A 12,264-nucleotide genomic window follows, 5' to 3' on the forward strand; every position below is an offset into this window, starting at 1 on the left:
AGGATTATTATGACGGTTGAGACGAAATTACCATTCACTCAAGATTATGTGCGTTCGTTTTCCGAAGAACGCGGCGAACCTAGCTGGCTTTTAAATCTTCGCTTACAAGCTCTTGCGAAAGCAGAAGAGTTGCCATTGCCAAAGCCAGACAAAACAAAAATTGATAACTGGAATTTTACGCAATTTAGAAACCATGTTGTAGAAAGCAAGCCGCTTTCCTCTTTAGAAGAGCTTCCAGAGGCAGTAAAAGCACTTATTGATTTAAACGAAGAAAATAAAAATTTATATGTACAGCGTGATCATACAGCAGCATACATTTCCTTATCTGAAGATTTAAAGGCAAAAGGTGTTATTTTTACAGATATTTTTACAGCAGTAAGTGAACATAGTGAACTTGTGGCAAAATATTTCATGAAAGATGGCGTTAAAGTGGATGAACACCGCTTAACGGCATTGCATGCGGCCCTGTTCAACGGCGGTGTATTCGTATATGTACCAAAAAATGTGGAAGTAAATGTACCTCTCCAAGCTGTTTACATCCATGAAAATCCGGAAGCAGCATTGTTTAACCATGTCATTGTTGTCGCTGATGATAACAGTAAAGTAACGTATGTGGAGAACTATATTTCAACAAACGAAACAGCGAATGCCGTTGTCAACATTATTGCTGAAGTATTTGCCAATACAAACGCGCGCGTGTTCTTTGGCGCTGTTGATAATTTGGCAAAGGGAGTAACAACATATGTCAACCGCCGCGGAATCGCAGGTCGTGATGGCCGCATTGAGTGGGCGTTAGGTTTAATGAACGACGGTGATACGGTTTCTGAAAACATTACTCGTTTAATTGGTGACGGCTCATTTGGTGACACAAAAACCGTGGTAGTCGGACGCGGTGAGCAAACGCAAAACTTCACAACAAGTGTCATTCATTATGGCAAACATACAGAAGGATATATTTTAAAACACGGCGTGATGAAGGACAGCGCAACATCTATCTTCAACGGCATCGGCAAAATTGAGCATGGCGCATCGAAATCGAACGCTGAACAAGAATCGCGTGTGCTTATGTTGAGCGATAAAGCACGCGGCGATGCGAACCCGATTTTGTTAATTGACGAAGATGATGTAACAGCCGGTCATGCTGCTTCTGTTGGCCGTGTTGATCCGACACAGCTTTACTACTTGATGAGCCGCGGAATTCCAAAAGCGGAGGCAGAGCGTCTCATTATTCACGGTTTCTTGGCACCGGTTGTGAGCCAAATCCCAATTGAAAGCGTGAAAAAACAATTAATTGAGGTTATCGAAAGGAAAGTTAAATGATGGATGCAAAAGAGGTTCGTAAGCTATTTCCAATTTTGAATCAAGAAGTAAATGGCAAGCCGTTAGTCTATTTGGACAGCGCTGCAACCTCTCAGAAACCTCTTCCAGTCATCGAAGCGCTTGACAAATATTATCGTGAATATAACTCGAATGTACACCGCGGCGTGCATACGCTTGGCACAAAAGCAACAGATGCGTATGAAGGCGCGCGGGAAAAGGTACGCAAATTTATTAATGCGAAGTCTACCGAAGAAGTCATTTTTACGCGCGGAACGACGACAGCGATTAATACGGTAGCGGCAAGCTATGGACGCGCTAACCTTCGTGAAGGCGACGAAATTGTCATAACTTATATGGAACACCACAGCAATATTATTCCATGGCAGCAAGTTGCCAAACATACTGGGGCAACGTTAAAGTATATTCCGCTTCAAGAAGACGGCTCCATCAGCCTTGAAGAAGTGGAGAAAACAGTAACGTCAAATACGAAAATTGTTTCTGTCGCACAAGTGTCCAACGTTTTAGGAGCCATTAATCCAATCAAAGAGATTGCTAAAATTGCTCATAAAAACGGAGCGATTATGGTCGTTGACGGTGCGCAAAGTGCTCCGCATATGAAAATTGATGTCCAAGATTTAGATTGCGACTTTTTCGCATTCTCGGGGCATAAAATGTGCGGACCGACAGGAATTGGCGTGTTGTACGGGAAAAAAGCATTGCTTGAGAAGATGGAGCCGGTTGAGTTTGGCGGGGAAATGATCGATTTTGTCGGCTTATACGAATCGACTTGGAAGGAACTTCCGTGGAAATTTGAAGGCGGTACGCCAATTATTGCCGGAGCAATTGGCCTTGGTGCAGCGATTGATTTCCTCGAGCAAATTGGCTTAAATAACATTGCCGCTCATGAGCATAAGCTGGCACAATACGCGCTCGAACAAATGTCAGCGATTGAAGGACTTACGATTTATGGTCCGAAAGAGCGTGCCGGTTTAGTGACATTTAATATTGACGGTGTTCATCCGCATGATGTGGCGACTGTGCTTGATGCGGAAGGAATCGCCGTTCGTGCCGGACATCATTGTGCCCAGCCGCTCATGAAATGGCTAAACGTTTCTGCGACAGCACGTGCAAGCTTATATCTATATAACACAGAAGAAGACATTGACAAGCTTGTTGCTGCATTAAAGAAAACAAAGGAGTATTTCGGTCATGTCTTTTAACAATCATTTAGATACTCTTTATCGCCAAGTAATTATGGACCATTATAAAAACCCAAGAAATCGCGGTGTTCTTGAGGGCGACAGCGTCGATATTAATATGAACAACCCGACGTGCGGTGACCGTATCCACCTGACAATGAAAGTGGAAAACGGAAAAATTGTCGATGCGAAATTTGAAGGAGAAGGCTGTTCCATTTCGATGTCGTCCGCTTCGATGATGACACAAGCGATTAAAGGGAAAACGGTGGAAGAAGCGTTAACACTTTCAAAAGTGTTTTCTGAGATGATGCAAGGAAAAGAGTATGATGATTCCATTGATTTAGGAGATATTGAAGCGCTTCAGGGTGTTTCAAAATTCCCTGCCCGCATTAAATGTGCAACACTTGCGTGGAAAGCGATGGAAAAAGGATTGTATACGAATAAGCAATAGCTGTAACGCTTAAAAAGGAGGGCGAATGCGGATGGCAAAAAAAATGCCAGAAATCGGCGAATATAAATATGGGTTCGTGGATAAGGATGTTTCGGTTTTCCGTGCAAAACGCGGTTTAACGAAAGAGATTGTTGAAGAGATTTCCCGCATGAAAAATGAGCCGGAGTGGATGTTAGAATTCCGCTTAAAAGCATTAGATATTTTCTACAGCTTGCCAATGCCGCAATGGGGCGGAGACTTATCAAGCTTAGATTTCGATGAAATTACTTATTATGTAAAGCCATCAGAAAAATCTGGGCGTTCTTGGGATGAAGTGCCTGCGGAAATTAAGGCAACATTCGATAAGCTTGGCATTCCGGAAGCGGAGCAAAAATATTTGGCAGGGGTATCTGCTCAATACGAATCAGAAGTTGTTTACCATAATATGAAAGAAGATCTTGAGAAACTGGGTGTTATTTTTAAAGACACAGATTCCGCTTTAAAAGAAAACGAAGACATTTTCCGTGAGTATTGGGCAAAAGTAGTACCGCCAACAGACAACAAGTTTGCGGCACTTAACTCTGCGGTATGGTCAGGCGGCTCATTCATCTATGTTCCAAAAGGAGTGAAAGTCGATACGCCGCTGCAAGCGTATTTCCGTATTAACTCTGAGAACATGGGACAATTTGAGCGCACGTTAATTATCGTTGATGAAGGCGCGCATGTTCACTATGTTGAAGGCTGTACAGCACCGGTGTATACGACAAACTCACTGCACAGTGCGGTTGTTGAAATCATTGTTAAGAAAGGTGCTTACTGCCGTTATACAACGATTCAAAACTGGGCGAACAACGTCTTTAACCTTGTTACGAAGCGCGCGGTTTGTGAAGAAAATGCGACGATGGAATGGATCGACGGTAACATCGGTTCAAAATTAACAATGAAATATCCAGCCGTGATCTTAAAAGGAGAAGGCGCACGCGGCTTAACCCTTTCCATTGCGATTGCCGGTAAAGGACAGCATCAAGATGCCGGTGCAAAAATGATTCACCTTGCGCCAAATACATCTTCAACGATTGTTTCAAAATCGATTTCTAAACAAGGCGGTAAAGTAACGTACCGGGGTATCGTTCATTTTGGCCGCAAAGCCGCAGGCTCACGTTCGAACATTGAGTGCGACACATTAATTATGGATAACCAATCGACTTCAGATACAATTCCATACAATGAAATTTTAAATGACAACATCTCTTTAGAGCACGAAGCGAAAGTATCGAAAGTATCTGAAGAGCAATTGTTCTATCTCATGAGCCGCGGCATTTCTGAGCAAGAAGCGACAGAAATGATCGTTATGGGCTTCATTGAGCCGTTTACAAGAGAGCTTCCAATGGAATATGCGGTAGAAATGAACCGTCTGATCAAGTTTGAAATGGAAGGTTCCATCGGTTAATAACAAACCGATTATTCGCCAAACAAGGCGGATAATCGGTTTTCTTTTTTAGGCCTATATTGTATTGTGTAGGTGCAATCCTTTTTCTCACTGCTCGGTACTTATGGTATGATGAAATTGCAGGTGATGAATATGATTTACGTCGGACTAACCGGATGGGGAGATCACGATAGCATTTATTCGTCCGGAATATCAGCAAAAGATAAATTGCAGGAATATGCCGCCCATTTTCCAACAGTAGAGGTTGATGCTTATTTTTATGCGATTCAGCCGAGGCAAAATGTCGAAAAATGGATTCGCGAAACGCCGAAATCATTCCAATTTATTGTAAAAGCGTATCAAGGAATGACGGGACATGAGCGCGGGGAAATCCCGTATAAAAACAAAGAGGAAATGTTTTCGGCATTTTTAACATCGATTGAACCGTTTATGGAAGCAGGAAAATTGGCGATGGTATTATTTCAGTTTCCTCCTTGGTTTGACTGCCGCCGGGAACATGTTACGTATTTGCGCTGGTGTCGCGCGCAAATGGGAGATGTGCCGGTGGCGCTTGAGTTTCGGCATCAATCATGGTTTACACCGCGTTTTTATGAAAAAACATTAAAATTTATGGAAGAGGAAAAATGGATTCATAGCATTTGTGATGAACCGCAGGCAGGAGAAGGCTCTGTTCCGACTGTTCTTTATCCGACTGACTCAAAGAAAACGCTTGTGCGTCTTCATGGACGCAACGTTTATGGATGGAATCGGCCAAGTGACGAAAATTGGCGGGCGGTCCGTTATTTGTATCGTTATAATGAAGCGGAATTGGCGGAGTGGGTGGAACACTTAAAGCAATTAGAAAGGAAGACGGAAAATATTTATGTATTGTTCAACAATAACTCTGGAGGCGATGCAGCGGATAATGCCAAACAGCTTATTGAAATGCTGGGTATTGAATACACGGATTTAGCACCGCGGCAGTTAGACTTATTTTAGAACGGAGAGGGAAAGATGGAATACGTATTGCTTATTTTAATCGGCTTTACCGCAGGGACGATTGGAAGCTTAGTTGGATTGGGAGGCGGCGTCATCATTGTACCTGCTTTGTTGTTTTTAGGAGCAACCGCTTTTCTGCCGGATATATCGCCGCAAGTTGCGGTTGGAACATCGCTTGTTGTTATTATTTTTAACGGATTATCTTCAACGTTAAGCTATATGAAACATAAGACGGTGGATTATAAAAGCGGCCTTCTTTTCTTTTTAGGAAGCGGACCCGGAGCCATTATTGGGGCATGGGTAAACAATTTGTTAAATGTAGATCATTTTTCGCTTTATTTCGGAATGTTTCTCATTTTTGCTTCGTTCTTGCTTATGCTGCAAGGGCGCTCCGCTAATGAGAGAAAAAAGAAAAATGTAAAGATTATGCGTACATATATAACGAACGAGGGTGAAACCATTACCTACGGCTATCATCCGGTACCGGCTATTGTCATTTCCTTTATTGTCGGCTTTTTTGGCGGTTTGTTTGGCATTGGCGGCGGCTCTTTAATGGTGCCGGCCATGATTTTATTATTTTTCTTCCCGCCGCATGTGGCGGTGGCAACGACCATGTTTATTATCTTTTTATCTTCCTTAGTAAGTTCATTTACACATATTATTTTAGGAAATGTTCAATGGCTGTTTTCTCTTGCGCTTATTCCAGGGGTATGGTTTGGCGCAAAGACGGGGGCATTGATTAATCGAAGACTAAAAAGTAAAACGATTGTCATTATTTTGCGCATCGTATTGATTCTTCTCGGTATTCGTCTTATTTATCAAGGCATTGCCTAAAAACAGCGATAAAAGGGGATGCTGATGCTTGAAAAGAACGATTTATATTTATCATACAAACGATATACACAGTCATTTTGAAAATTGGCCGAAAATGGTTTCGTTTTTAAAGCAGCAAAGAAAGATTCATCAACAAAGAAACGAAACCATGCTTTTATTCGATATTGGTGACTTTGTTGATCGGTTTCATCTAATTACAGAAGCGACGAATGGAAAAGCAAATGTTGAGTTGTTAAATGACTTAGGCTATGATGCAGTGACTATCGGCAATAATGAAGGGATTACACTGCCTCATGATCATTTAAATCAATTGTATGAAAAAGCCGCTTTTCCTGTTCTTGTTGCGAATTTGTTTAAACGAAGCGGGGAAAGACCAAAATGGGCACAGCCATACTGTATTATTGAATTATCGAACACGTTTAAAATCGGAGTCATCGGTTTAACGATTCATTTTACAAAGTTTTACGAATTGCTTGGCTGGACCATTGAAAATCCGTTTGATGTATTAAAAAAGGTGTTAACAGAACTTAAGCCTCAAGTGGATTTTATTATTTTGCTGTCTCATTTAGGAATTCATGAAGATGAACAAATTGCCGAAATGTTTACGGACATTGATCTGATTCTTGGTGCTCATACGCATCATTTGCTTTCTAAAGGACAATATATTCGTAACACGTTATTGTGCGGTGCAGGGAAGTACGGTGAGTATATTGGAGTTGTAAAGCTTCAAATAGATGAACAGGAAAGAGTGATTAAGAAAGAAGCATCGGTAATAAAAACGGCTGAGCTGCAAGAATGTCAAGAAGCTAAACAAAAGCTGGAAAATCTTTGCCGGCAAAGCGAAAAACTGCTTGATGAAACAGTCGTTGAATTAACAGAGGATTTAGAGCTGCACTGGTTTGCTCCTTCGAGATTTCCAAAATTATTAGCCGAGGCGTTAAAAGAGTGGTGCAATGGCGATATCGGTATGGTCAACGCTGGTGTATTATTAGAGCCGCTTTATAAAGGAATTGTGACAAAAAAGGATTTACATCGCATTTGTCCGCATCCGATTAATCCTTGCAAAGTGTATTTACGTGGGGACGAATTAAAGGAAGTAATTTTGCAGGCTGCTACAGAACGGATGAAAACATTACAAATAAAAGGACTCGGGTTCCGCGGCAAAATCATGGGACAGATGGTGTATGATGAAGGCGTCCAATTTGAAACAGAGATGATGAACGACGGACTGGAACATATTCAACACATTTTTATTAACGGAGAGCCGATTGATTTAGAAAAAATCTATGCAGTTGCAACGATTGATATGTTTACATTTGGCAATCTTTATCCGGAGATCCGCCGCGCCGAGCGGAAGGAATATTATATGCCGGAGTTCCTTCGCGATGTGCTCGCTTGGAAATTAACGAATTTATATAAAACTTAGGCACGATTTTCTTTCCTTTTCATACATTGAAGGAGAGGAAAGGAGCGTGGGGAAATGGTTATCGTAACGCCGGTCTTTATTGAAAATCACCCATTTATCGCCATTTCTGTTCAACTGCCGAAAACGAATTTGTTAGCGGTTGCTGGTGACAAAGGCTATATTATGTGCGGAGCCTTGGATGTAGGACTGTTAAATGAAAAGCTAAAAAGCCGGGGCATCATTGCCGGCAGAGCTGTCGGAGTTCGCACCATTGAGCAGCTGCTGGAAGCTCCGCTTGAGTCGGTGACGATTGCCGCTGAGGAACTGGGCATTACAGTTGGTACAAAAGGGAAAGATGCATTACTAAAAATGATATAATTTGAAAGATCTATTTGCTGCAGCTCCTTCCGAACGAATTAGAGGAATTAAAAATAAGAACTGTGAAACAACAATAGCAGCAAATATAAGAAAATTATACGATAAATTGCGCTATGTCCTCTCTTTACGGCATACATATAGCTTGTAAAGGGGGGATTTTTATTGGCTAAGTTTCCCAGTCGCATGAGGAGGGCAGGACCTTTACCTTTTCGTTATGTATTTTTGTTGACGTTTGTATTTTTTATTTTATCGACAGCAATCAGCATTTGGATTATTAATAAAGGAATTGAGCCAACATTGATGGAGATTGCTGAAAAAGAAACAAAGCGGATTGCAAACCTTATCATTAACCGATCTGTTGATCAACAAATTCTCAATGGCGATATTAATATGAATAACTTAATTAAGGTGGAAAAGGATGAATACGGAAAAATTTCGTTTATTGATTTTGATGCTGCCGTTGTTCAACAGGTGCTTGCAAAAACGAATGATAGTGTGGAAAGAAGTTTAAAAGCCGCAATGGATGGGAATTTGAGTGAATTAGAATTTTATGATAAAGAAACGAAACCGGAAGAAAGAGGAATTATTTATTATATTCCGTTAGGTCAAGCAACAAACAACACGCTGCTTGGAAACCTTGGTCCCCGCATTCCCGTGCGGTTTTACATCATTGGCAATGTTGCTTCAGATGTAAAAGAGAAAATTGAGCCGTTTGGAATTAATAATGCATTAGTGAAAGTGTTTATAGAAATTGAAGTAAATGTTCAAGTCGTTATTCCATTTGCGACGAAAACAGCGAACGTATCAAGCAATATTCCTATAGGGATGCAGGTTATTTCAGGCGAAGTGCCAAACTTTTATAACAATGGCGGCAATGTTAATCCTTCATTTGAAGTTCCAGTGGATTAACAGGGTTACTTATGCACAATCATTTTTTCTTTATGAATAAAAGGGAACTTTAATGAGGCTGGCTTGCGGTCAGCCTCATTTTCGTTTTTTCCATTTTTCCTCCCGTTCCCAATACTTTAAATGAGGATATGGATCAAATGACCATTCTGTATAGCCGTTATCTTTATACATGCCATAATGAAGGTGCGGCGGGAATTTTCCGGATGTACCTGGTGGACCATAACCGGAGCTTCCAACCGAGCCGATAATCATTCCCGGCTCAACAATCTGTCCTTCACGCAAATAGCTCGCAAAGCCATTTAAATGAGCAAAATAATGATACGTATTGTTAATATCACGAATACCAATACGCCAACCGCCATATTTATTCCAACCTTTTAACTCAACAATGCCATAGCAAGTCGAACGGACGGGTACTCCATAACCAGCAAATATATCGGTTCCTTCGTGAATTCGTCTTCCGCCCCAGCCTCTTGCATCCCCCCATGTATTTTTATAACTGTAATTCGCATAAAGCGGGAGAGGAAAAGCGTGTTCATCTAACTTCAATGTTCCATATTTCTTATAAATTCTTCCTTTTCCTAATATTAAATCGACCGTTTTGCTTCGCTGATAATAGTCCCATAATGCGATTTTTATATGTTCATGGTCGGTGCCGTAAGATTGAAGATAACGGGCGATGGCAAAAATGACATCTTCATCATCGTTGCGATCAGCCATACCGTCACCGTTCCCATCTATTCCAAGCCCGCCGAATTGTGAAATCGTAAAGGGATTTGTGTCATTTTTGTCCTTATTGAGCGGTCCTGCCCATATTTGCGGCTTTATATAAATTCCAAGTACGCCTTCCGCTTTGGGGATATCGCGGCGCACTTGGCGGATGTTTCGCTCATATTGGTCGATGGCTGCAAAGTAGTACCACGGAATAAGCGAAACCGTTTCCGCTTTTTTGTAAAGCTCCATTCGTTTTTCATAAATAACATCTTGCTCTTCCTTTGCCTGCGCAAAAGCAGGGAAAAACATTGTTATGCTGGTAATAAGAGCAAACAATTTATGCACGGTTTTTACTCCTTTCGGCCGATTTTCATGCTTTTAGTTTAAGAAGATTGTTCATTTTTCATAATTGATAATAGTTGGTAATTATGTGAAAGGAGTTTGTTTCGGCAAAAAATTTTTACGATATCGTTGTTTATGTTACAATCATCTTGATATGAAACTATTACAGTGGAGTGAGATAAATGGCAACGAAAGAAGAACATGTTCGCAAGCCGGAATGGTTGAAAATAAAACTAAATACAAACGAAAATTATATCGGTTTAAAGAAAATGATGCGCGAAAAACAGCTGCATACTGTATGTGAAGAAGCGAAATGTCCGAACATTCATGAATGCTGGGCGGTCAGAAGAACAGCGACATTTATGATTCTAGGGGATGTTTGTACGCGGGCGTGCCGCTTTTGCGCGGTAAAAACAGGATTGCCGACGGAGCTTGATTGGCAGGAGCCGGAGCGCGTTGCCGATTCTGTGCGCTTAATGAACTTAAAGCATGTTGTCGTGACAGCAGTTGCCCGCGACGATTTAAAAGATGGGGGAGCGGCTGTTTTTGCAGAAACAGTACGTGCGATTCGCCGCAAAAATCCGTTTACAACGATTGAGGTGCTTCCTTCCGACATGGGCGGCGTTTATGAAAACTTAAAGATTTTAATGGATGCAAGACCGGATATTTTAAATCACAATATTGAGACGGTTCGCCGTCTTACTCCAAGAGTTCGCGCCCGTGCAACATACGAACGTTCACTTGAATTTTTGCGCCGCGCTAAAGAACTGCAACCGGATATTCCGACAAAATCAAGCATTATGATTGGACTGGGAGAAACGAAAGAAGAAATTTTAGAAACGATGGACGATTTGCGGGCGAATCATGTTGACATTTTAACAATTGGACAATATTTACAACCGACAAAAAAACATTTAAAAGTAGAAAAATATTATCATCCGCATGAGTTTATGGAGCTAAAAGAAATTGCTTTAAGTAAAGGATTCAGCCATTGTGAGGCAGGACCTCTCGTTCGCTCTTCTTATCATGCTGATGAGCAAGTAAATGCTGCGGCGAAGCAAAAACAGATGAATGAAAAAGCATAAATAAAACAGGAGACTGACCTAAAAATAAAGTGCCAAACCCCACAGCACAATATATAGGACTGTATATTGCGAAAGGTATGTGAGGTCGGACACTTATGGGTCAGCTCTCTGTTTTTCATTTTTTATCTTGTCATTGTTTGCTGTGGAGTAGTGCGTTTAGGTGAACCATCATTAAAGTCACGATCGATACGGTCATTCATTTCGTTTATCATTTCTCCGTTTGCGTTTTCGCCATCATTTAGTTTGCGGCCTTGCGGATACTTTAGCATTTCTTTAATAGTCGTATCGATGATTTGATCAATGTTTCTGCTATTTGAATCTAAGTTGCCGTAACGTTCAATTTCTTTGATCATGCGCGGATTATCGGCAACATACACATGGTAATAACGCGGGACAGCAGAAAGAGCGGTTTTCTTTACTTGGTCTGCTGTTTTAAAACGGTTTTTTGTATCCGTATCGTACGCAATTAACACTTCTTCATCTGTGACAAGCGTTGCTACATCATTGACATTTGGCAATTGTGTACATAACTTGCTGATTAAATCAGCGGTTCGTTCACGGTTTAATGCAGGCATATTTGCGTAGTTGTTCCTATCCCCAGGAATCGGGCTTTTTTGATGACGCACATAGCCAAAGTTCGTCATGCGTGAATCATTGCCGTTTCGTACGCCGTCATCATTATATAACTCATTGCGATCGGTTACATTAATCGTATTGCCGCTGCGTTCAAACAGCTCATCATTATTATTTTCCGCCATCTGTGCACAGCCGAACAATGACATTGTTGCACTCATCGATAACACAAGTAACGTCTTTTTCAACTTTAACACCCCCTCACTTTCAGAATGGCTAACTTTAAAATATTTGATAACAGTAATTGATTGGGAATGTTTCATCATTTATGATTAAAGAGGAAGAAGAGGTGAGTGGGATGATTTGCATTAACAATATATGTTATGAATTGATAGAAAATGTGAAAAATGGGTTTAATGAAGAGGCATTTCGCGCACGTTATGCCGATATTTTAAGCAAATATGATTACATTGTTGGCGATTGGGGATATAATCAGTTACGGCTGAGAGGTTTTTTTGACGACCATAATCAAAAAGCGACATACGACACAAAAATAAGCACATTATCAGAATATTTGTACGAATACTGCAATTTCGGCTGTGCTTACTTTGTTTTGCGCAAAGTAAAAAAATAAACTTGGGGTCTGA

At 41.0% G+C, this 12,264-nt stretch carries 13 protein-coding genes; 11 read left to right on the top strand and 2 right to left on the bottom strand.

What is annotated here, in order from left to right:
* Positions 1–9 precede the first annotated feature (9 nt).
* The 9 genes from sufD (at position 10) to yunB (ending at position 8,903) form a co-directional block, all read left to right on the top strand.
* Positions 10–1,320 carry a Fe-S cluster assembly protein SufD gene (gene sufD, locus B0I26_RS11220; RefSeq protein WP_111645527.1) on the top strand — a complete coding sequence of 437 codons (1,311 nt, stop codon included), beginning with the start codon at positions 10–12 and terminating at the stop codon, positions 1,318–1,320.
* Positions 1,320–2,540, top strand: a complete 1,221-nt coding sequence (locus tag B0I26_RS11225) for a cysteine desulfurase (protein ID WP_111645528.1) — start codon at positions 1,320–1,322, stop codon at positions 2,538–2,540. The genes sufD and B0I26_RS11225 overlap by 1 nt, the downstream gene beginning before the upstream one ends.
* Positions 2,530–2,970, top strand: coding sequence for a Fe-S cluster assembly sulfur transfer protein SufU (gene sufU / locus B0I26_RS11230; RefSeq protein WP_111645529.1), 441 nt, complete (start codon positions 2,530–2,532; stop codon positions 2,968–2,970). The genes B0I26_RS11225 and sufU overlap by 11 nt, the downstream gene beginning before the upstream one ends.
* A 31-nt stretch (positions 2,971–3,001) precedes the next feature.
* A complete protein-coding gene (sufB, locus tag B0I26_RS11235) occupies positions 3,002–4,399 on the top strand; it encodes a Fe-S cluster assembly protein SufB (RefSeq protein ID WP_111645530.1) in 1,398 nt (465 codons plus the stop codon).
* A 132-nt stretch (positions 4,400–4,531) separates the two neighbouring features.
* Positions 4,532–5,377, top strand: coding sequence for a DUF72 domain-containing protein (locus B0I26_RS11240; RefSeq protein ID WP_111645531.1), 846 nt, complete (start codon positions 4,532–4,534; stop codon positions 5,375–5,377).
* A gap of 15 nt (positions 5,378–5,392) precedes the next feature.
* Entirely contained in the window at positions 5,393–6,211 is an 819-nt protein-coding gene (locus B0I26_RS11245; RefSeq protein ID WP_111645532.1) for a sulfite exporter TauE/SafE family protein, read from the top strand.
* Between the two features lie 28 nt (positions 6,212–6,239).
* The gene (locus B0I26_RS11250) at positions 6,240–7,637 is read left to right on the top strand and encodes a bifunctional metallophosphatase/5'-nucleotidase (protein ID WP_111645533.1); all 1,398 of its coding nucleotides are present in this window, start codon (positions 6,240–6,242) and stop codon (positions 7,635–7,637) included.
* 54 nt (positions 7,638–7,691) lie between these two features.
* Entirely contained in the window at positions 7,692–7,994 is a 303-nt protein-coding gene (locus B0I26_RS11255) for a YunC family protein (RefSeq protein ID WP_111645534.1), read from the top strand.
* A gap of 162 nt (positions 7,995–8,156) precedes the next feature.
* Positions 8,157–8,903: a sporulation protein YunB gene (yunB, locus tag B0I26_RS11260; RefSeq protein ID WP_111645535.1), complete on the top strand. Its 747-nt coding sequence runs from the start codon at positions 8,157–8,159 to the stop codon at positions 8,901–8,903.
* Between the two features lie 75 nt (positions 8,904–8,978).
* Here yunB and B0I26_RS11265 read toward each other — a convergent pair whose 3' ends face one another.
* Entirely contained in the window at positions 8,979–9,926 is a 948-nt protein-coding gene (locus tag B0I26_RS11265; protein WP_220084980.1) for a M23 family metallopeptidase, read from the bottom strand.
* 215 nt (positions 9,927–10,141) lie between these two features.
* On the opposite strand from B0I26_RS11265, the gene lipA reads away from it, so the two are divergent.
* A complete protein-coding gene (lipA, locus tag B0I26_RS11270; protein WP_111645537.1) occupies positions 10,142–11,044 on the top strand; it encodes a lipoyl synthase in 903 nt (300 codons plus the stop codon).
* Between the two features lie 122 nt (positions 11,045–11,166).
* Here lipA and B0I26_RS11275 read toward each other — a convergent pair whose 3' ends face one another.
* On the bottom strand, positions 11,167–11,865 hold the full coding sequence (locus tag B0I26_RS11275) for a YhcN/YlaJ family sporulation lipoprotein (protein ID WP_111645538.1): 699 nt from the start codon (positions 11,863–11,865) through the stop codon (positions 11,167–11,169).
* A gap of 110 nt (positions 11,866–11,975) precedes the next feature.
* Here B0I26_RS11275 and B0I26_RS11280 point away from each other — a divergent pair, with 110 nt between their 5' ends.
* Entirely contained in the window at positions 11,976–12,251 is a 276-nt protein-coding gene (locus B0I26_RS11280; protein ID WP_111645539.1) for a YutD family protein, read from the top strand.
* The last annotated feature ends 13 nt before the right edge of the window (positions 12,252–12,264 follow it).

Source organism: Paranoxybacillus vitaminiphilus (assembly GCF_003259935.1).
GTDB classification, from domain to species: domain Bacteria; phylum Bacillota; class Bacilli; order Bacillales; family Anoxybacillaceae; genus Paranoxybacillus; species Paranoxybacillus vitaminiphilus.